The sequence below is a fragment of the Vibrio sp. 1402 genome (assembly GCF_033340275.1).
Window position 1 is genome coordinate 667,647 of sequence record NZ_JAWOWE010000001.1, and the last position, 18,460, is coordinate 686,106.

Here is an 18,460-nt window from a genome sequence, read left to right on the forward strand (position 1 = left end):
TTATATCACGACCAATTCAGCGTTCAATGCACCTGCTTCACTCAAAGCTTGCAGGATAGACATCAAGTCTGTAGGCGTGGCACCTAAACTATTTACCGCATTAACTATGGTGTTAAGTTCCGTGCCTGGAGGCCAAATCACCATCTGAGCGAGATCTTCATTCACATCAAGGTCCGTTTGGTTAACGACTTTCGTATCGCCATTTGCAAACGCATTAGGCTGACTAACTTGTTGTGATTCAGAAATTCGCACGGTCAAGTTACCGTGACTTACTGCTGCTTCACTCACTTTGACACTCTTACCGATCACTACGGTGCCAGTGCGAGAGTTAAAGACAATACGAGCAGGTTTACGGCCTTCAACGACGCTCATTTCTTCAAGCATCGACATCATGACGACACGCTGCTGTGTATCTTTTGGTGCACGCATATCAATGCGCGCTTTATTGATCGCAACTGCAACGTTAGGCCCAAAAGTGTTGTTAATTTCACGCGCAATATTTTTTGCTGTAGTGAAGCTAGGCTTGCGCAGGTTTAGGGTGATTTCATCACGTTGGTTGAAATCGGTTTTGATTTCTCTCTCTAAAGTCGCACCATTCGGAACGCGACCCGCCGTTGGTGTGTTTACTTCTACTTTGGAGCCACTTCGCCCCTCTGCAGATAAGCCGCCCACAACCACGTTACCTTGCGCAATCGCGTACACTTCGCCATCAATACCACGTAAAGGCGTTAGCAATAACGTACCACCGCGAAGGCTCTTTGCATCACCGATTGAAGACACAACCACATCCAACGTTTGTCCTGGGCCTGCCATTGGGTCAACGGACGCTGTCACACTCACAGAAGCCACATTTCGTAGCTTAGGGTTCATACTGTCATCAATTTGAACCCCAAACTGACGTAGCATGTTGGTAATAGATTGAGAGGTAAATTTCACTTGGTTTCGGTCACCTTGGCCGGCTAAGCCAACTACCAAACCATAACCAACCAGTTGGTTTTCTCGAATGCCGCGAACATCGACCAAGTCCATGATCGGAATTTCCGCTTCAGCACGTGAAGTGCCTGGTAGTCCCAAGGTCAACACCAATAGGAGAGACATAAAGAAAGATTGCATTGTCTTCATTAGAAAGGTACCCATGGGCTGTTGAAGAACTGAGTTAGCCACCCGGCTGCGTTGCTGTCAGCTAGCGCTCCGCGACCTGCGTAGGTAATTCTTGCATCAGCAATTCGTTGAGAAGAAACTTGGTTACTGCGGTTAATATCATCCACACGGACGATACCGGTTAGACGAATAAACTCGTCGCCTTGATTCAGACGAAGCCATTTTTCACCGCTGATACGCAATACGCCATTAGGTAATACTTCGTGTACCGTTACCGTAATGGCACCTTGAAGCTTGTTGCCTTGTGAACTTGATGCACTGCCATCGAAGTTACGTTTGCCATCCACGCTAACCCCTAACTCATCGATAGTTTTCGTGCCTATGGTCGGAGCCACAAAGTTAATTGCTGAACTTTTACCGAACTTAGTACCCGCATTTTTACTCGATGAGGTTTCTTCTGATAATTGAACCGTTAATACATCGCCAACTCGGTAAGCACGACGATCCTGAAACAGGGTCATCGTGTATTGGTGACGATAAAGGCTACCAGATTGGGTTTCCGGCAGCGTGTAATCGAGCGTTGGTGGTGCATATTCCTCAGCATTCGGCTCAGGCGGAATAAATTCCTGACGGCCAGCACATCCCACCAGCAACACGGCGGCTACTGCCCAACTCTTAGAAAGCCATTTCATTGCTTTTTCCTTCATCATCACCAATTTCATACTTACATTGATTGCGAAACAAACTTCAGCATGTCATCTGCAGCAGAGACCACTTTCGCATTCATCTCATACGCACGTTGAGTGGTGATCATGTCGACCATCTCTTCTACTACTTGTACGTTTGACCCTTCCAGTGCACCTTGCTTGATAATGCCGGCGCCATCAGCTCCTGCAATCAGCTCATCAGCTGGACCGCTGGCTTCCGTTTCACGGAATAAGTTGCCACCCATGGCCTCTAAGCCGGCTGGATTGATGAATTTTGCAAGTGTAATTTGACCAAGCTGCTGAGGTGTTGGATCATCTGCTGTTGTTGTAGTCACTGTGCCATCAACACCCACAGAGAAAGAGACCGCATTGTCTGGGATCTGGATTTGAGGCTCTAAAGGCAGGCCCTGACTGTTCACCATTAAGCCTTCTGAGTTTCGATGGAACTGACCATTACGTGTATACATGATCTGTCCGTCCGAGTTTTCTATTTGGAAGAAACCCTGACCCATTACAGCAAGATCCAACTCTTGCGTTGTGTTTTGGGTATTACCTTGCGTGAACACTTTTTGTGTGCCAACAACGCGAACACCGCTACCTAGCTGAATACCACTTGGTAGTTCGTTAACTTGGTCTACTTGTGCGCCTGGTTGACGCTGAATGCTGTAGAAAAGATCTTCAAATACGACTCGGTCACGCTTAAAGCCAACCGTGTTTACGTTTGCTAGGTTGTTAGAAATGGCAGTCATCTTCGTGTCTTGCGCTGCCATGCCTGTCTTACTTACCCATAATGCTGAATGCATTTTTTACTCCTTGCGGGGCGAGACTTAGCTCGCCGCCATTAATTTGTTACCAGCTTTTGCTAGAGTTTCCGCCGTTTTCATCATGCGAACTTGCATTTCAAAGTTGCGCGTCAGCGACATCACACTAACCAATTCATCAATAGCAGATACGTTACTGCCCTCAATGTGCTCAGGAGAGAGTTGCACGGTTTCATCTGCCGCGAATGGCACGCCATCTACGCTGTGCAGCAAGCTATCGCTCTCTTTTTGCAGTTGATTAATTTCCGGTTTAACCAACTTCAAAGTGCCTGCCACAATTTCTGCGCCGCCACCTGGTGGGATCACTGAGACTTGACCACGCTCGCTGATTTCAATCTTTTGATAATCCGGCACAACCAAAGGACCATTGTCACCGAGGACAGGGAACCCATTGATTGTTAGAGCGCCAAAAGTATCGACCTGAATATTGCCTGCACGGGTGTAAGCTTCGTTACCCGCTGGGGTTTCTACAGAGAGATATCCCTCCCCCATAACCGCAACGTCCAACGGACGTCCTGTTTTCACAATATCGCCAGCGTCGAAACGTGTTGAGGCAGAGTTGGTCACAACCATAGTGCGACCATCAAAACCTGGGCCTTGCATCTCTACACTACGCACACGCTCCATATCCGCTCGAAAACCCGCAGTATCAGCATTTGATAAGTTGTTTGAACGAACGTGCTGCGCTTTAAGAACTCGGCTGGCACCCGACGTTGCCGTAAATAACAAACTATCCATGCAAAACTCCCATTACACCGCGTTAAACAAAGCTTGAGTAAGCTTGTCGCTGGTAGAAATTGTCTTTGCGTTTGCTTGGTAGTTGCGTTGTGCAGTCATTAGAGCAACAAGCTCGCTGGTTAAGTCAACGTTAGAACCTTCTAATGCACCCGGAGTTAGGTCACCCATCGTACCTGAACCCGGAACACCCATAATTGGAGCACCTGAGCTAAAGCTTTGAGTCCATGATGTTCCACTCACTTTCGCTAAGCCTTGTGTGTTTGCAAAATCAGCAAGAACAACCTGACCTTGTAGCTGTGATTGGCCGTTAGTGTAAGTCGCGTAAACCATGCCGTTACCTTCAACGCGTACACCTGCAAGTTCACCTGATGTGTAACCGTTAGGACTATTAGTACTTACGCCAAAAGCTGCACCAAATTGCGTGCTGCCTTTCAGGTTAATGTCTACACTCATCGCGTTCGCGCCTGCAGCAGGGAATGAAACATTAAACGGCGCAGTTGGTGCTGAAAGCGAGCCGTCTTTACCAAACGTTACAGGCACAGTTGCTACTGGCGTCGTACCGCCATCTACTTGAACGTTCACTTCCCACGAGTTAGAAGCAGTCTTAGTAAAGTACTGAGTTACCGTGTGCGAGTTACCCAGTGAGTCGTAGACTTTTGTTGTGTAAGACGAGTTAAATGAGCTTGGATCTTTTGGATTGAATGGCGTTACGGCTTTATCAATAACAGACGCGCTTGCGTCGAAGTTCGCAACAAAATCTAAGCTGTCTGTTGCTTTAGCATTCAGTGAGGAAGTCGATACCTGAATATTACCCACAGAACCTGTCATTAGGTTGTTGTTGCTATCGACACTGTAACCTTGAAGCTTTGCACCGCTGTTAGCCGTAACAAAGTTGTTCTTATCCGTTGAGAACACACCTGAACGTGTGTACAACATTTGACCCATATTATCTTTAGTAACAAAAAAGCCACCGCCATTAATAGCTAGGTCCATCGCACGACCAGTTCCTGTGATACTGCCGTCTTTGTCGAAGTTCTGTGAAATTGACGCGACTTCCACACCACCAGGTTGCATGCCGTTATATACAGCGGAGAATTCTGTGCGGCCACCTTTAAAACCATACGTTGATGCGTTGGCAATGTTGTGACTGATTGTGTTTAGCTCTGTGTTGGTCGCGTCCAGACCACTTAGTGCGATGTTAAAACTCATAAATAGACCTCTGATTTCCGTATTTGGTTAAGCACCAAACTGAGTGATTTGATAGAAAGGAACGTTGCCAACGCCATGGACATTGACTAATGCTGCGCCACCGGTATTAGGAATGCGCACTTGCTCAACAGTGCCTGCCATCAGCACATTTGGACTTGCTTGCCCTTCTTGCACTTCTACGGCCACTGAGTATTTGCCTGGTTTAAGACCAAGTTCTTCAGGATTAATTGAAAAGTCGACGTCACCTTTGCCGTGAGCACCTAGTGGCACTTTAGTTGATTGACCAAATTCATCTTTAACAACTAACGTGACTTGGTTTGAGCTATGAGCGAGTTCGATTTTTCCGTTTTGTACGTCTTCACCAAGCTGAAATTCATCCGCATTGACGTAAACCGTTTGCCCAACAAGGCCCGCTGTTGATAGCACTTGCATGTTGTCCAGTAACACCATGCTCTGTTGCATTGTCTTAGACATATTCTCGGTACTTTGTACCTGCGAGAACTGAGCCAATTGACCAACGTATTCCGTACCATCAAGGGGATTAAGTGGGTCTTGGTTTTGAATTTGAGCCACCATCAAAGAAATAAACTCATTCTCCAATGAAGAAGCGCTGTTCATGTCTTTAGGGTTTGGTGAGATACCGTTGCTGTCTTTTGCTTTTGTATTTACTGGAGCGTCAGACGATAAAGGGGTGTATTGTGCAATACTCATTAGCTGCCCTGCCCTAATCTAAGCAGACCTTGCTGCATACTTTTTACATTGGCTAATACTTCAACATTCGTTTCGAAGCTGCGTGTTGCGGACATCATGTCTGCCATTTCAGCAACTACATCAATATCTGGGTAAAACACATAACCGTCATCATTAGCCAGTGGGTTGTTCGGCTCAAAACGCTTCTCTGCATCTCCAGCATTTTTAACAACGTCAACAATGCGAACTTCTGCATTGGGATAAGCTCCATTTTCTGTTGTCATTTGCGTTTTTTGGTACACAGTCGCAAATACTGGCTTAAGCGCTTTATAAGCATCTTCTGGATTTGCAGATACTGCATCTGCGTTTGCTAAGTTACTGGCTACCGTATTAAGACGCACAGTTTGTGCTGTCATCGCGGAACCAGTGATCGAGTAAATATCAGTGAATGACATAATTAACGTCCCTCAATCGCTTTCGCTAAGCCATTAAATTTCATGTTGAGAAACGTCAGGCTAGTTTGAAAGTCCATGTTGTTTTGCGTGAATTTTGCTTGTTCAACACCAAGCTCTACGGTGTTGCCATTTTTGCTATTCTGGTAAGGCACCGAGTATTGGGCCTGAACCTGGAACTTTGGCACCGGTTTGTTCACACCACCTGCCGTTACTTGGTTCATTACGGTGGTGAAACTTAGGTCTTTCGCCAAATACCCAGGGGTGTCAACATTTGCTAGGTTACTGGCGAGGACTTTGGTACGCTGAACGCGAAAATTAAGTGCCTCTGGATGTACTCCTAAAGCATTTTCAAATGTGATCGCCATGCATCTTCCTTACAGTTGGCTCGAATACGCCAACATACAAACAAGATACGTGCCATAAAAAATAGCTATATATATCAATGACTTACAAACAAGGATGGAAGCCAAACTTCCGGTTCTCGGAAAGCATTAAAAACAAGAGGAAAGTGTCCACTTCCTCAACAATAATGCTGACGTTACTCGCTTTGACATCAGAACAAGCATTCGCCAACACCAATGACAAAACCCTCAGCGTTGAAGAGATAAAGTCCGTTGTAGCAACGGATTTCGAACAAGAGGTGGATCGCGTAGCGCTCTCCAATCAGTGGGGGAAGTACAAACTGGACTTCGACATGTGGGTGCCCGGTTCCGCCAATCACTTGCCAGAATGTCAATCGCCTTTAGTTATCACAGGTCGTGACAACAACACGTTGCCAGTCGGTAACCTCAAGCGCTCAGTCAGCTGCGACAATATCGCATCACCATGGCGAATTAACGTTACGATAAAGTCTTCGCTGACTCTGCCTGTTTTGGTCGCGACAACCACGGTTGGCCGAAATGAAGTCGTAACGGCTAAACACATAAAGCTTGAAACCCGAACCATCTCTCGCCAAGACGATTTTTATACTCGCCCCGAGCAAGCAGTAGGCTTAGAAACCTCTCGTCGTTTGAGGGCTGGACAAGTGGTTAATCCATCCAATTTGTCGGCCCCACCTCTAATCGAGAAAGGCAATGAAGTCATAGTCATTGCGAGCAAAAATGGATTTAGTGCCAGCACAAAAGGAGTCGCCTTAGAAGATGGAGCGAAAGGGCAACAAATTGACGTGGAAAACCCAAGTTCGGGCAAGGTCATAAGAGCAGTCGTAACTGGATTAAACCAGGTTCATACTCAATTTTGATTTTTTGACTCGGGGTAACATTTTTTAATTTTGGCTCTCGTCAGTAACACTGAACTTCGAGTACAAAAAAAATATTTAATGTTTATCACATTCTAACCGCCTACTTAATTTAGAACATGATGATGAGGACCACAGCATGAAAATCGACAAAGTCGCGGGCGGTCATGTCCCACAAACAAAATTACAGCAAGCAAGCAAACAGCCTGTCGACGTCGTCGAACAGAGCAAAGTACACGAGCCTGCATTTCAAGCGAATACCGTAGCGATAGATCGCGCTCAAGCTGAAATGGCATCACTACCTGATGTTGATATGGAAAAAGTAGAACAAGTACGCAACGCATTAGCGCGTGGTGAACTTAGCCTAGATACAAAAGTGCTATCCAAGGCAATCATGCAGTTCCATACAGGTCACGAGTAATAAAACGCTAGGAAGACATCATGGCAAGCGCAGTATCGCAGCGAATTCAACAATTTGTTCGCTCTATATCTGAGGATATTAAGCTTTATCAACAACTACTTCCTTTGCTTCAGCAGCAAAAGGTATTGTACTTAAAGTTTGATGGAGAGGCACTGAACGACAATGTTCAGAAACAAATGCCGATACTCAATAAACTCAGCCGCTCCGCCAATGACAGAAGCCAGTGTATGCGAGCGCTGGGGTTAGCGTGTAATGACGCCAGCGTAAAACGAATTTTCAATGCTTTGCCTGCCCAAATAGGTATGCAAGCTAGAAAACAATGGGCGCTATTGGAAACGTTGGTAAGTCAGTGCCAACAATACAATCAGAGCAATGGCCACAGCTCTGCGGCGTTCCATGAGTTGGTCAGTCAACTCAAACAACCTGTGCAACACACTTATGAAGATAAATCGTTCTAAACGATGTTCGTCTTGCCTACAGATTCAGTCGCCATCTCGGCTGAGTACTGTAGGCCTTTTTATTTTTATTGCCTTTCTGTCCTACCTTCCATTCACATGCCAGGCAAAACCAAATGCTGTCGATATTCAAACGCAGTATCAAGTATTAGCCCCATACAAGCCACAAATTGCCAAGCGTCTCGATTCATCCAAGCCGGTAATTAACCACATTTTCAAACAGCTTCAAAACCACTCATTACCAAATAGCCTAGCCTTAGTGCCAATGTTAGAATCTTCTTACAACCCCAAAGCCGTTTCTCACGCTAACGCCGCCGGACTTTGGCAACTGATACCAGCCACAGCGAAACGTTTCGGATTAACGATAAATACAAAACAAGACGATCGCTTTGACACAGAAGCTAGCACAACGGCCGCGCTCAAGTACCTGGCGTTTTTATACAACAAATTCGATCAAAATATGGCTCTCACTTTAGCTGCATACAATGCCGGAGAAGGACGTGTTGCACGTGCTATTCAGCGAGCAGGAAGTCGAGATTTCCAACAACTCACGCTGCCTAACGAGACTCGCCAATATGTCAGCCGCTTCTATGCATTGGAAAAGTTGATAGATATCGGTCAGTTACAATCCTCATCATTTCAACCTTTACTCTTATTTGCTCCAGACGCTCCTATGATTTCACAACCGCTGGTCGACTTTAGCCGACTGCCTCCGCTAGTTAATTTGTGATAAAAGCTACGACAGAGCTCAATGTCAGAGAAACGTAAAATCACAAGATCCTGTTCGGCGGATTTGAAAACTCGTGATCTCTATGCAAACGTGTGCAAAAAAGTTGAGGTAAGGTATCTCAAAGATAAGAAAGAGTAGTGGTTTACTAAAAAGCGCCCCAATTGCGCTTGGCAATTGGGTAGATATGCGTCACATTGCGTTTGCAAAAAAACATGAAAACCAATGGTCAGACCTAATAATTATTTACACACTAAATGTAAAACAGCTATTGTTTTCATAGTTCGAAACAAATCTAACATATCAAGATGACGCTTCGCTTGCGCGTCTGGAATAAGTCCGGGTTCCGGGGGGGAGTCCGGACTTTTTTATTGCTCTAAAATCTTTGCCCACAATAGAGCCAACAGAAGCTAAGTCGTAATGATGCAAACTAGCTGTTTATAGTAATTCTTTAGAAATCAACTGAAGTAAAAACGTTTCGCGCTCAATGCTCATGCCTTTTTTCGGGCTTTCTGCCATCGTTTTTTCATTGTGTGCAATTGCTTCGTGTATGTTCATCCATACCGGGCGCATTCCATTTTTAACTTCGTAATCTTCATACGCCGTTTCGCCTAGCTCACGTTCGATTTTACATGTATAACAATACGACACCATGTGCATCACGTCAGCGTCATCCTTGTACCACGGACGAAACTCCTCAAAGATTCCGAAAGGCTTAATACCATGTATATTTTGGGCGCCCGTTTCTTCCTCTAATTCACGGACTAATCCAGCAATGACATCTTCACCATCATCAATACCACCGCCTGGTAGCGTGTAGTCATGGTAACGTTCTGTATAGAGCAACAGCACATCTTCACCATCAAGTACAATGGCTCGCGCTGCATTGCGCTGAAAAACAATTTTGTCATCCAAATGCTCTATGTCTGGATGAACGGTCGATTTTAAATGTCTCATCGAAAATACCACGGTCAATGTTTTGTGCGCATATTACCGAATTTCACACTTTAAATCATTGTTGTAGACCAGGTACGTTCGAGCGCTTGTCAGGAAGTGATTGATATGACCTTCACAACAATACGCCTAGAACAGAAGTGTGACGTGCTAATCAGCAATAAATGAGAATATCTAAATTCTTATACGTCCCTCTTACTTTTAACATCGATAAGACAATAATCTCTTAAAGTTGCTTATAATCAATACAATACTCGCCCACCCCATGCGGAGATAAAGAATGAAAAAGACAAATTTAATGATGGCTATGGCTGCAACATTGGTACTGGCTGGTTGTTCAACTTACGAGGGAGCGACCCGATCAACTGAGTATACCTCCGTTGCAAATCCCGCAGCCGTATACTGTGTTCAGCAAGGTGGTGAGCTGGATACCGTGTCGGAAAACGGCGAGCGTGTCACTTACTGTGTGCTGTCGGACAATGAACGCGTCGAGCAATGGGAATACTATCGCGAGAATCACAAAGAAAATGAGGGTGACAACTACTAATTATTTTTGTCGATACGTCACCTTCCCTCTATCACTTAGGAGCCTTTTGGCTCCTTTTTTATTCGATTTATCAAAGTGTTCTTACGTTGTTTTTACATATCTCTGACTTTACCGCACATCGACCCTATATCGAACAGTGTTCTATTCTTGACATTCCTCTGACATAACTTTCCACTTGGACAATAAAATTCCAAACACAGATCACACTAATTCACATTTCTTCCACATTTTCTGGGACAGGTGAGCAAGATGAAAACACAAATAGTAAAAGAAGCCGAGTCAGCCCCAAGCAACGTTGTTACTGAAAAATCAAAGCGCATTATTTATAAATCAAGCTTAAACGCCTTGATGATTGTCGCTATAAGTATTCTCGTTAACCTTAGTCTTCGTCTTGATTATGTCGTGTTGGGATCAAGCCTTGGCGAGCTTTCCGTTACAGAAACGCTCCAGCTTGTGATGCTTGCTATTGCATCATGGTCGTTTTTCAGCTTATCGAAACAACAGCCTCAGCTAAAGCATGCGGCTATTTTGATTGCAGGATTTTTTGCAGTACTGATTATTCGCGAAACGGACTATTGGACAGATATGATTCATCATGGCTCTTGGGTTTTCCCAGCACTTGCTGTCACCGCACTGGCTTGCGCCAAAGCTTACCAAGGTGGTAAAGGTACCATGAACGAAATGGCGACCATTTTAACGGTGCCACATATGAAGCTATTAGTTGGTGCTGTAATGCTATTATTAGTCTTCTCTCGTTTGTATGGTATGGGTAGTTTTTGGCAACAAGTGATGGATGAAAATTACATCCGTGATGTTAAAAATATCTCAGAAGAAGGTATAGAACTGCTTTGCTACTGCTTGATCGCATTAAGCGCCGTCCGTACAAAACGCGAGCTTAATGAATAGACTCAGGATCAAAGCGACGGTTCAATGCAGTCAGTATCGGATGGAAGATACTTAATGCCTTTTCCGCAGCACCTATAGATTCATCCAAGGCCGTCATTTCGACGGCCTTTTTCATTTCTTCAATATGTTGCAAAGCCTCTTTATCGAGCGGTAAAGAGAGCAATTTGTGAATAGCATCTCTTGCGATCATAAGTGGCTTTTTTCGGACAATTGATAAATCTCGGAAAAATGCGCCATGCTTGACCCCTTCTAAATAAACTCGGTAGGTTGTGAGTTCATCGAGTAGCAAGAATGTCTCCGCCATAAGCCCTTTATGTGGGTATGGCACGCGAATATGTTTGCTGATATCCAGTGGAATATTGAGAGTCACCCCAATGGATTCGCAATCGGATTTAAGTACTCGTAATAAGCCTTGCTCATCCATCAAATTCTGGATATCAATGATTCGTTCGAGGTGGTAGTCATTAGACAGCAAGATAACCTCAACCGGATGCCCCAACCATAACTCGAACAACCCACTTTTGCACAAAACTTGGGAAACATAACGCATGTTTTGAAACGTGTTCAACGACTCCGTTTCTAAGAGTATATGACGTTCAGGGAACGGAGTCACAGAGTCTGCGTTTAGGGTTCTAAAATACGCGTACATCGCCTCTGCTTCAGAAACGCTTTGTCCTTGCGTTACTCCGCCACAAAAAATAATCGCCGTTCGCTCTGTCGGTAGTGATGCAGTCCTACAAGACAAAACTTCGACTCTGGTTATGCCCTCAGAGGTCAATTTGTTATTGACGAGGCGTTTACCTAAAACGATGACGATGTTGTCTAACTTCATTTTAAAATCTCACGCTTAGTTGGCAGTGTTACAAAAATCTTCTTTCACTCCCGACCCACAAGCTTTAACATCTAGTTAACAACACTGTTCTAGAGACCTTTATAAAGGTTCACTGCTAAAGGAAGTCAATTATGCTGTCGATTTTCGATATATTTAAAATTGGTGTCGGGCCATCCAGCTCCCATACTAATGGTCCTATGCTTGCCGGATTCCATTTCACTCAGCTAGTTAGCGACTCTATGGCGAAAGTGCATCGGGTGCAAGTGGACCTTTATGGCTCATTGTCACTGACAGGTCGAGGGCACCATACAGACCGAGCCACGGTCCTTGGTTTGATGGGAAATAAACCTGATACCATCAAAATGAGCAGTGCCAAAAGTGCGCTACAAAATACCATAGACAATAATACGCTCATGCTCGCCGGTACACACCAGATTGAGTTTAGCTACGACCATGACATCGTCTTTCATAGCGACAACCTTCCCCTGCATGAAAATGGCATGACGATTACGGCATTAGACGCTGCTGGAGATCAAGTAGCGTTTGAAATTTATTACTCCATTGGGGGCGGATTCATCGCCACCGCCGACGAACTAGAGAACGGCACGCAACAAGATGAGGTCGCAGTACCATTTCCGTTTACATCCGCAGATGAGATGCTGGAAAAAGCCGAGACGAACGGTTTCAGCTTGGGAGGCATGATCCTCCAAAACGAACTCGCATTTCGCTCAGACGAAGAAATTAACCAAAGAGCAGAGCAAATTTGGAAAGTGATGTCGCTCTGCATGCAACGTGGCTTCGATACGGAAGGGATTTTGGAAGGTGGTCTAAATGTCACTCGTCGAGCACCAAACCTTTTGAAAAAGCTCGAAGCCAACGCTGCAGTTGAAAACGATCCGATGGAGATCATGGATTGGATCAATCTCTTCGCCTTTGCGGTTAGTGAAGAAAATGCAGCAGGAGGGCAAGTCGTCACTTCTCCAACGAATGGTGCAGCAGGGGTGATTCCGGCGGTATTGATGTACTACCATCGCTTCATCAAAGAGCTCGATGTTAAACAGCTAAAAGACTTTCTCGCAGTCGCCGGCGCTATCGGCATCTTATATAAAACTAACGCGTCAATTTCTGGTGCAGAAGTGGGGTGTCAGGGAGAAGTTGGGGTTTCTTCATCCATGGCTGCCGCTGGCTTAACAGCGCTAAGAGGGGGCAGTAACGAGCAGATTTGTATTGCTGCGGAAATTGCGATGGAGCATTCATTGGGTATGACTTGTGACCCGATTGGCGGCTTGGTTCAAGTACCTTGTATTGAAAGAAATGCCATGGGAGCAATGAAAGCGATTAATGCATCGCGTATGGCATTAAAGCGCACAAGTAAATGTTTAATTTCTTTAGATAAAGTTATCGAAACCATGTATCAGACTGGTAAAGATATGAATAAAAAATACCGTGAAACCTCTTTGGGGGGCTTAGCTGTCATTCATATGGCACCGCCATGCGAATAATGGCAGGTGGTCATTGCGCTTAGCTTCTCACCATACGCTTATCTGGTAATTATGATCTGATGATATTACATATAGAAATGCCGCGTTCTTCGCGGCATTTTCTTAACAAGAAACTATTCGATTAATCACGTCGACCACGAAGTTCAATTTTTTGAGTTGCAGCATCCGAATGGATTGTTACACCGCCATAGGCCATTTCATTGCGACCCTTCAGCGTCAATTGAGAATCTGAACGCTCTACGTCAACCTGATTTTTCGTTGCCATCGTCATATCAATCGTGCCCGTGTATGACCCATCACCAGCAAATGCTACGTTTGTTGAGCAAACCATCAAAACAAGTGCGATTAGTTTTTTCATACATCACCTCTATTATCGTTCTTACTTTCTGTCGGTGGAAAAACTGTAACAACAGAAACGCGCTCATACGAGGAAAGCCATTATTTACCAAATGGAAATCCATGCTAATAAACTGATGTAACCAAGAATAACTTATCGTTACCTTCAATAAATCAGGGATAAGGCAGCAACTTAAATTGACCGAGCGTTGTCTTTTCTTAAGAAATTCAGCGATATGATTTGTCGACAAAAGCCAAGCGAGACAATGTATGAGCGTTAATCTGGATATTCAAAATATTTTGGTATTAAAACGGATGTATGAGTTACGTAACGTCCGGTTAGTCGCAGAATCACTCGGTAAAACGTCAGGAGCAATCAGCAAAAATCTGACAAAGATGAAAACTCAGCTCAATGATCCGCTATTCGTTCAGACCAAAAATGGCTTTGAACCAACAGCTTTTGTGGAAGCGAACATTGCGCATTTTGAGCAAATAATCAACAGTATTGATTCCATCAAACCACAGCATTTTTCACCAGCTCATTTTGACGGTTCAATCACTATTTATGCCAACACATTGTTTTGGGAGTACTTTGGTGACAAGTTTTACTTGGAGTTACTAAAGCACGCCCCAAACGCAAAATTCTCATGTTTGCGCTGGGGTAGCGAAGCAAAAAAACGATTAATTGACGGTGAAAACGCCATTGCGATTCATTACTTTGATGAAGATCTGCCACAGTCAATTGTTCAGACCGAACTAGGGCGAGGAAAAGCGGTATTTTTTGTTCGACAAGATCATCCCGCTCAAAACTCCCAAGAACTAGAAGAATACCCTTTTATACTTTTTAAAACGCCGGGATGGAACGACTACCGATACCCAGTGTTGGAAAGGCTCAAACATATGGGTTTTAGAACCACACCTAAAGTGGAAATTGAGCATCCAGCGATGATTCAAAAAGTGCTTCTGCAAACGAATCATTTTGGCATAACGATGAGTGGACATGTTCCTAAGGGTTGCCGGAGTATCGCGCTTCCTGCTGGGCTAGAGCTTGATGTTCGCTACGTGATGAGCTGTCGTCGCTCTCAACAGCAAGCTCCGGTAAATCAGTGGTTATTAGATGTCATTAAGCATGTCGCTCAGTCCTAGACTGATGACTTGCTACTGCTAATAATAGCCAAACCACACATGCGCTCTACTTACTCGCTGAACGAACATTAAAGACTCTGTATTAACCATTGAGCAAAGGTGTTTACGTGTGATTTTTCGGATGCTCGAACCACCATATAATGTGCACCAGAACTTGGCATATGCCAATTTCCAGCCTGGACTAATACGCCCTGTTGCAGCTCATCCTCAACAAGAAAGTCTCTTACCAGCAACACGCCAAGTTGATTAATCGCAGCATGAATAGCAAGCAATGAGTGTTCAAACTCGGCGACGACTTTGCTCACCTTCCCTTGGTAACCTTGGTGTGAAAGCCACTCTTGCCAAGATTCATGATAACCACTAGTACAGATTTTAGGCGCTTTAGCTAACTGCGAGAGGTCATTTATCGGGTTTAAATGCATAAAGCCGGGGCTTGCGACAACAATCCAGTTTTCTTGGGTTAATCGTATGGCTTCTTGCTCTTGCCAATCTCCATCTCCGTTAATAATTTCGATATCCGCAATCGCACTGGCGTTTGGAACTGTATTAGCAGTTGTCGAGACTTTAAAGGAAATGTCTGGGAATTGTCGCTGAAAATCAGCCAATCTTGGCATTAACCACTGAGAGCAAAAGCTGTGAGCGACATGTAAGTTAACTTGCGTATTCTTGGGACGAGTAAATAAATGCTGCGTCGTGGTCGATAATGTTTGAAGCACATGGTTAACCACAGGCCAGTATTCTTTTGCTGAGCTGGTCAGCGTAAGATGCGTACCCTTGCGCTCGAATAATGTTGCATTTAACTGCAGTTCTAGCGATTTCACCTGCTGACTGACGGCCGCACGGGTCACATTTAGCTCCTCTGCGGCTTTAGTGAAGCTCTGTAATCGCGCCGTGGCTTCAAACGCTCGGAGCAAATTAAGCGGCGGTAAACTTTGCATAACACTCTCCCAAACACTTGGCAGCCATGGTATGAACTGGTGATGACAAATTGATGAAAGTGCTGAGTTTGTTAAGCGGGATCAAAAAAGCCAGCGTGATACACGCTGGCTTTTGGAACTTTATCTTAAGCAGGAATTATTCTGCTTTCTCAGTGGTTTGGTATTCAAACGCAGGGACAACTACTTCAACACGACGGTTCATTTGACGACCTTGACGTGTTTCGTTGCTTGCTACTGGGTTAGCTTCACCCATGCCTTTCACTGTCATACGCTCAGCCGCAATACCTTTTGCTTGGAACTCGTCAGCAACGGCTTTCGCACGTTTTTCTGTGAGTTGCTTGTTGTAAGCAGCAGAACCTGTCGTATCGCTGTAACCCGTGATCTCAACTTGAGCTTGTGGGTAAGTATTCATCAAATCAACGGTACCAGAAAGGTTCGACGCGTCTTTCACTTCTGCACTTTCTAAGTCGAATTGTACTGTCGCTGTTGTTTGAGCAGGGTAAACGTGATCTACAATGCGGGTTGCAGGACGTGCTTCTACCACCTCTTCAACGGCTTTTTCTTGAACGACTGGCTCAGAACCAAACTTGTAGTTGAAACCGATACCGAAGAAATCTGAATCCATGTCTTCAATTACATCATCAGACATATCTTGGTAGCGTTGGTATTCAGCACGTAGGCTCCAGTTGTAGTTGATTTGGTATTCAGCACCCAGAGAGCCAGTTGGTACGAAATCTTTCTCGTCACCAGCCATCATGTATGCAGCACCAACTTTCGCGAATAGATTCCAAGAATCCGTTAGTGGTAGGTTGAACTTAGGAGCTAGAGTTAGTGCCCATAGGTCACCGTCAACTGTGTTTAGGCCAGGCTTTTTGAAGTTTGCAGTGAAGTCACCAAGGTAATCAACACCATACTCTGCTGCAACGTACTTGTTGAAGCTGTAGCCTAAGTGCATAGATGCTGCAAAACTGTCGTCGTCACAAGGTTCGTTTAGGTAACACGCATCGTTTAGAGAGTTGTAACCTATTTTACCGCCCATGTAAGTGTCAGCAAGTGCAACGTTTGAGATCACACCACCAGCAAGTACAGTAGCCACTGCTATAGCGATTTTTTTCATTATTCTTTTCCTTTTTCTTGTACACAAAGCAACACATCGCGGCAGCATACTGCCGTAAAATATGAAGCCGTAACTTTCTCTTTTCTTCGAATAGAAATAGCTAAATAGCGTAGGAAAGAATCAAAAATGATATTCAAACGCCAATGACGTAAAACGGAAAAAGGTAACCTCAAGACCATCTATTCATGAGCTTCATCCGCATACCCAACCGAAAAATAAAGTTCGTTGCGTTGGTTTAGCCATAGTCAATTCGTTGCGGAGAATATCACAAAGAAGCCAACTTTCTGTGACGCAAATCACCATAAAAAGCCACTTTCTCAAATTTAAGAATCATCATTTAAGCTTGTGAATGGCAACAAATTTTTACAGGGGAGCGTGGATATGGAGAGCACAAAAAAACAGCTCATTTAAAATGAGCTGTTTTCGAAATAATGAAAAAGCGTTAACTCGTCGCGCTAAATTTTATCCGCTACGGTTAACGTTGCAGCTAATACATCTTGTCCAAACAAGACACTACGCTCAGGAGACCAACCGTAAAGTGGATCTGGGTGATTGTTGTTATCTTTAAATGGCATTTCGATTGTGTAAGACAAGCATTTGAACTGCTCTGCAACCCAATTTGAACCCACAGTCAAATTCGCTTTACCACGCTCATCTTTATCGTAACCAATCTCATCTTGGAACTCTGGCGTAATAGTCAATAACGCTTGCTTAAATGATGCCTCTAAAGCGGCAAGATTTTCATCGTAAGAAGGAATACCTTCTGAGCCAGCGACGAAGTTATACGGAATCGCTTCATCGCCATGGATATCTAAAAACATGTCAACACCCGTTTCCAGCATGCGCTGACGCACAAGGTAGACTTCTGGGCTCTTTTCCATTGATGGCGTTTGCCATTCACGATTTAGGTTTACACCTACTGCGTTGGTACGCAAGTGACCGCGAATACCACCGTCTGGGTTCATATTTGGTACGACGTAAAGCACCGCTTTTTCAAGCAATGCACGCGCAACCGTGTCGTTTTCATCTAACAGACGTTGGATCATACCTTCCATGAACCATTCCGCCATTGTCTCACCTGGGTGCTGACGTGCAATCATCCAGATTTTCTTTTTGCCTTCTTCTGGCTCACCGAAAGTAAGCAAGCTCATGTCATTGCCATCTAGCGTATGACCAAGCGTCTCTAGTTGGCAGTGGTGCGCGCTTTGTGCCATGTGTAACAAGTCTAAATGACGATCGTACGTGTATGGCGCAAAGTACGCGAAGTAAATTGAGCTGCGCTCAGGGATTACAGTGAAAGTCAGCGTGTCGCCATCGAACTCTGCCGGTAGTCGGAACCATTCTTCACGATCGTAAGACGCAACCACATCGTAACCTTGCCATCCTTCTGGATAAGCCGATTTAGCCAAATCAAGCAATTTGATGGTGTGTGATTGCTCGACTTCTGTCTCAAGACGGAAGTGGAACCACTGGTAGAATTCCGACATATTGTCGTTAGGAATTTTGAGTTGGATGTCGTTTTTGTCGTCCGCTTTCACTACGTGAATGCTGCCGCTATCGAAGTTGCTGAATACTTTCATTTTATGACTCACCTTTTAAATCTGAGCTTGAAAGACAGAGG

22 protein-coding genes are annotated in these 18,460 nt (G+C 44.6%); 8 read left to right on the plus strand and 14 right to left on the minus strand.

Annotation, left to right across the window (positions count from 1 at the left end):
• From R7044_RS02860 to flgB, 8 genes are read right to left on the minus strand one after another with little or no spacing between them, the layout of a single operon-like run.
• A complete protein-coding gene (locus R7044_RS02860) occupies nucleotides 1-1,137 on the minus strand; it encodes a flagellar basal body P-ring protein FlgI (protein ID WP_086026720.1) in 1,137 nt (378 codons plus the stop codon).
• The gene (gene flgH / locus R7044_RS02865) at nucleotides 1,122-1,793 is read right to left on the minus strand and encodes a flagellar basal body L-ring protein FlgH (RefSeq protein WP_017635111.1); all 672 of its coding nucleotides are present in this window, start codon (nucleotides 1,791-1,793) and stop codon (nucleotides 1,122-1,124) included. Before flgH ends, R7044_RS02860 begins: the two co-directional genes overlap by 16 nt.
• 32 nt (nucleotides 1,794-1,825) lie before the next feature.
• Nucleotides 1,826-2,611: a flagellar basal-body rod protein FlgG gene (gene flgG / locus R7044_RS02870; protein WP_005374008.1), complete on the minus strand. Its 786-nt coding sequence runs from the start codon at nucleotides 2,609-2,611 to the stop codon at nucleotides 1,826-1,828.
• 24 nt (nucleotides 2,612-2,635) lie between these two features.
• Nucleotides 2,636-3,367 carry a flagellar basal-body rod protein FlgF gene (flgF, locus tag R7044_RS02875; protein ID WP_005374009.1) on the minus strand — a complete coding sequence of 244 codons (732 nt, stop codon included), beginning with the start codon at nucleotides 3,365-3,367 and terminating at the stop codon, nucleotides 2,636-2,638.
• Between the two features lie 12 nt (nucleotides 3,368-3,379).
• A complete protein-coding gene (gene flgE / locus R7044_RS02880; protein ID WP_005374010.1) occupies nucleotides 3,380-4,576 on the minus strand; it encodes a flagellar hook protein FlgE in 1,197 nt (398 codons plus the stop codon).
• Between the two features lie 27 nt (nucleotides 4,577-4,603).
• Nucleotides 4,604-5,287 (minus strand): flagellar hook assembly protein FlgD, encoded by a 684-nt coding sequence (flgD, locus tag R7044_RS02885; protein WP_005384410.1) that lies wholly within the window; start codon nucleotides 5,285-5,287, stop codon nucleotides 4,604-4,606.
• Nucleotides 5,287-5,721 (minus strand): flagellar basal body rod protein FlgC, encoded by a 435-nt coding sequence (gene flgC, locus R7044_RS02890; protein WP_176311422.1) that lies wholly within the window; start codon nucleotides 5,719-5,721, stop codon nucleotides 5,287-5,289. Before flgC ends, flgD begins: the two co-directional genes overlap by 1 nt.
• Nucleotides 5,722-5,723: 2 nt before the next feature.
• Nucleotides 5,724-6,086 carry a flagellar basal body rod protein FlgB gene (flgB, locus tag R7044_RS02895; protein ID WP_005374013.1) on the minus strand — a complete coding sequence of 121 codons (363 nt, stop codon included), beginning with the start codon at nucleotides 6,084-6,086 and terminating at the stop codon, nucleotides 5,724-5,726.
• A gap of 77 nt (nucleotides 6,087-6,163) precedes the next feature.
• On the opposite strand from flgB, the gene flgA reads away from it, so the two are divergent.
• The 4 genes from flgA to R7044_RS02915 all read left to right on the plus strand — a co-directional run bounded on the left by flgA (nucleotide 6,164) and on the right by R7044_RS02915 (nucleotide 8,564).
• Nucleotides 6,164-6,961, plus strand: coding sequence for a flagellar basal body P-ring formation chaperone FlgA (gene flgA, locus R7044_RS02900; RefSeq protein WP_025768020.1), 798 nt, complete (start codon nucleotides 6,164-6,166; stop codon nucleotides 6,959-6,961).
• A gap of 136 nt (nucleotides 6,962-7,097) precedes the next feature.
• Complete coding sequence (gene flgM, locus R7044_RS02905) at nucleotides 7,098-7,379, plus strand: flagellar biosynthesis anti-sigma factor FlgM (RefSeq protein ID WP_005374016.1); 282 nt, start codon at nucleotides 7,098-7,100, stop codon at nucleotides 7,377-7,379.
• A 20-nt stretch (nucleotides 7,380-7,399) separates the two neighbouring features.
• A complete protein-coding gene (flgN, locus tag R7044_RS02910) occupies nucleotides 7,400-7,837 on the plus strand; it encodes a flagellar export chaperone FlgN (RefSeq protein WP_005374018.1) in 438 nt (145 codons plus the stop codon).
• Nucleotides 7,818-8,564 (plus strand): lytic transglycosylase domain-containing protein, encoded by a 747-nt coding sequence (locus R7044_RS02915; protein ID WP_042523341.1) that lies wholly within the window; start codon nucleotides 7,818-7,820, stop codon nucleotides 8,562-8,564. The genes flgN and R7044_RS02915 overlap by 20 nt, the downstream gene beginning before the upstream one ends.
• Nucleotides 8,565-8,999: 435 nt before the next feature.
• Here R7044_RS02915 and R7044_RS02920 read toward each other — a convergent pair whose 3' ends face one another.
• Entirely contained in the window at nucleotides 9,000-9,518 is a 519-nt protein-coding gene (locus R7044_RS02920) for an NUDIX hydrolase (protein WP_005374021.1), read from the minus strand.
• A 277-nt stretch (nucleotides 9,519-9,795) separates the two neighbouring features.
• On the opposite strand from R7044_RS02920, the gene R7044_RS02925 reads away from it, so the two are divergent.
• Nucleotides 9,796-10,062, plus strand: coding sequence for a DUF333 domain-containing protein (locus tag R7044_RS02925; protein ID WP_005374023.1), 267 nt, complete (start codon nucleotides 9,796-9,798; stop codon nucleotides 10,060-10,062).
• A gap of 249 nt (nucleotides 10,063-10,311) precedes the next feature.
• A complete protein-coding gene (locus tag R7044_RS02930) occupies nucleotides 10,312-10,968 on the plus strand; it encodes a hypothetical protein (protein WP_005374025.1) in 657 nt (218 codons plus the stop codon).
• Here the strand turns inward: R7044_RS02930 and R7044_RS02935 are convergent.
• A complete protein-coding gene (locus R7044_RS02935; RefSeq protein ID WP_225455337.1) occupies nucleotides 10,958-11,800 on the minus strand; it encodes a YdcF family protein in 843 nt (280 codons plus the stop codon). The two genes, R7044_RS02930 and R7044_RS02935, sit on opposite strands and share 11 nt — an antisense overlap.
• A 131-nt stretch (nucleotides 11,801-11,931) precedes the next feature.
• Here R7044_RS02935 and R7044_RS02940 point away from each other — a divergent pair, with 131 nt between their 5' ends.
• Nucleotides 11,932-13,302, plus strand: coding sequence for an L-serine ammonia-lyase (locus R7044_RS02940; protein WP_017819764.1), 1,371 nt, complete (start codon nucleotides 11,932-11,934; stop codon nucleotides 13,300-13,302).
• 121 nt (nucleotides 13,303-13,423) lie between these two features.
• Here R7044_RS02940 and R7044_RS02945 read toward each other — a convergent pair whose 3' ends face one another.
• Nucleotides 13,424-13,660, minus strand: a complete 237-nt coding sequence (locus R7044_RS02945; protein WP_054579233.1) for a hypothetical protein — start codon at nucleotides 13,658-13,660, stop codon at nucleotides 13,424-13,426.
• A 248-nt stretch (nucleotides 13,661-13,908) separates the two neighbouring features.
• On the opposite strand from R7044_RS02945, the gene R7044_RS02950 reads away from it, so the two are divergent.
• On the plus strand, nucleotides 13,909-14,784 hold the full coding sequence (locus tag R7044_RS02950) for a LysR family transcriptional regulator (protein WP_005384388.1): 876 nt from the start codon (nucleotides 13,909-13,911) through the stop codon (nucleotides 14,782-14,784).
• A 68-nt stretch (nucleotides 14,785-14,852) separates the two neighbouring features.
• On the opposite strand, the gene R7044_RS02955 is transcribed toward R7044_RS02950, so the two are convergent.
• The 3 genes from R7044_RS02955 to R7044_RS02965 form a co-directional block, all read right to left on the minus strand.
• The gene (locus R7044_RS02955; RefSeq protein ID WP_115386473.1) at nucleotides 14,853-15,722 is read right to left on the minus strand and encodes a LysR substrate-binding domain-containing protein; all 870 of its coding nucleotides are present in this window, start codon (nucleotides 15,720-15,722) and stop codon (nucleotides 14,853-14,855) included.
• A 136-nt stretch (nucleotides 15,723-15,858) separates the two neighbouring features.
• Nucleotides 15,859-16,839 (minus strand): OmpA family protein, encoded by a 981-nt coding sequence (locus R7044_RS02960; protein ID WP_065275126.1) that lies wholly within the window; start codon nucleotides 16,837-16,839, stop codon nucleotides 15,859-15,861.
• 455 nt (nucleotides 16,840-17,294) lie between these two features.
• Nucleotides 17,295-18,419, minus strand: coding sequence for a M14-type cytosolic carboxypeptidase (locus R7044_RS02965; protein ID WP_115386472.1), 1,125 nt, complete (start codon nucleotides 18,417-18,419; stop codon nucleotides 17,295-17,297).
• Nucleotides 18,420-18,460 lie beyond the last annotated feature (41 nt).

Bases quoted from the DNA above. Each gene is read 5' to 3' on its own strand.
- R7044_RS02860 (WP_086026720.1), bottom strand. From the start codon at position 1,137: ATGGGTACCTTTCTAATGAAGACAATGCAATCTTTCTTTATGTCTCTC.
- flgH (WP_017635111.1), bottom strand. From the start codon at position 1,793: ATGAAATGGCTTTCTAAGAGTTGGGCAGTAGCCGCCGTGTTGCTGGTG.
- flgG (WP_005374008.1), bottom strand. From the start codon at position 2,611: ATGCATTCAGCATTATGGGTAAGTAAGACAGGCATGGCAGCGCAAGAC.
- flgF (WP_005374009.1), bottom strand. From the start codon at position 3,367: ATGGATAGTTTGTTATTTACGGCAACGTCGGGTGCCAGCCGAGTTCTT.
- flgE (WP_005374010.1), bottom strand. From the start codon at position 4,576: ATGAGTTTTAACATCGCACTAAGTGGTCTGGACGCGACCAACACAGAG.
- flgD (WP_005384410.1), bottom strand. From the start codon at position 5,287: ATGAGTATTGCACAATACACCCCTTTATCGTCTGACGCTCCAGTAAAT.
- flgC (WP_176311422.1), bottom strand. From the start codon at position 5,721: ATGTCATTCACTGATATTTACTCGATCACTGGTTCCGCGATGACAGCA.
- flgB (WP_005374013.1), bottom strand. From the start codon at position 6,086: ATGGCGATCACATTTGAAAATGCTTTAGGAGTACATCCAGAGGCACTT.
- flgA (WP_025768020.1), top strand. From the start codon at position 6,164: ATGACTTACAAACAAGGATGGAAGCCAAACTTCCGGTTCTCGGAAAGC.
- flgM (WP_005374016.1), top strand. From the start codon at position 7,098: ATGAAAATCGACAAAGTCGCGGGCGGTCATGTCCCACAAACAAAATTA.
- flgN (WP_005374018.1), top strand. From the start codon at position 7,400: ATGGCAAGCGCAGTATCGCAGCGAATTCAACAATTTGTTCGCTCTATA.
- R7044_RS02915 (WP_042523341.1), top strand. From the start codon at position 7,818: ATGAAGATAAATCGTTCTAAACGATGTTCGTCTTGCCTACAGATTCAG.
- R7044_RS02920 (WP_005374021.1), bottom strand. From the start codon at position 9,518: ATGAGACATTTAAAATCGACCGTTCATCCAGACATAGAGCATTTGGAT.
- R7044_RS02925 (WP_005374023.1), top strand. From the start codon at position 9,796: ATGAAAAAGACAAATTTAATGATGGCTATGGCTGCAACATTGGTACTG.
- R7044_RS02930 (WP_005374025.1), top strand. From the start codon at position 10,312: ATGAAAACACAAATAGTAAAAGAAGCCGAGTCAGCCCCAAGCAACGTT.
- R7044_RS02935 (WP_225455337.1), bottom strand. From the start codon at position 11,800: ATGAAGTTAGACAACATCGTCATCGTTTTAGGTAAACGCCTCGTCAAT.
- R7044_RS02940 (WP_017819764.1), top strand. From the start codon at position 11,932: ATGCTGTCGATTTTCGATATATTTAAAATTGGTGTCGGGCCATCCAGC.
- R7044_RS02945 (WP_054579233.1), bottom strand. From the start codon at position 13,660: ATGAAAAAACTAATCGCACTTGTTTTGATGGTTTGCTCAACAAACGTA.
- R7044_RS02950 (WP_005384388.1), top strand. From the start codon at position 13,909: ATGAGCGTTAATCTGGATATTCAAAATATTTTGGTATTAAAACGGATG.
- R7044_RS02955 (WP_115386473.1), bottom strand. From the start codon at position 15,722: ATGCAAAGTTTACCGCCGCTTAATTTGCTCCGAGCGTTTGAAGCCACG.
- R7044_RS02960 (WP_065275126.1), bottom strand. From the start codon at position 16,839: ATGAAAAAAATCGCTATAGCAGTGGCTACTGTACTTGCTGGTGGTGTG.
- R7044_RS02965 (WP_115386472.1), bottom strand. From the start codon at position 18,419: ATGAAAGTATTCAGCAACTTCGATAGCGGCAGCATTCACGTAGTGAAA.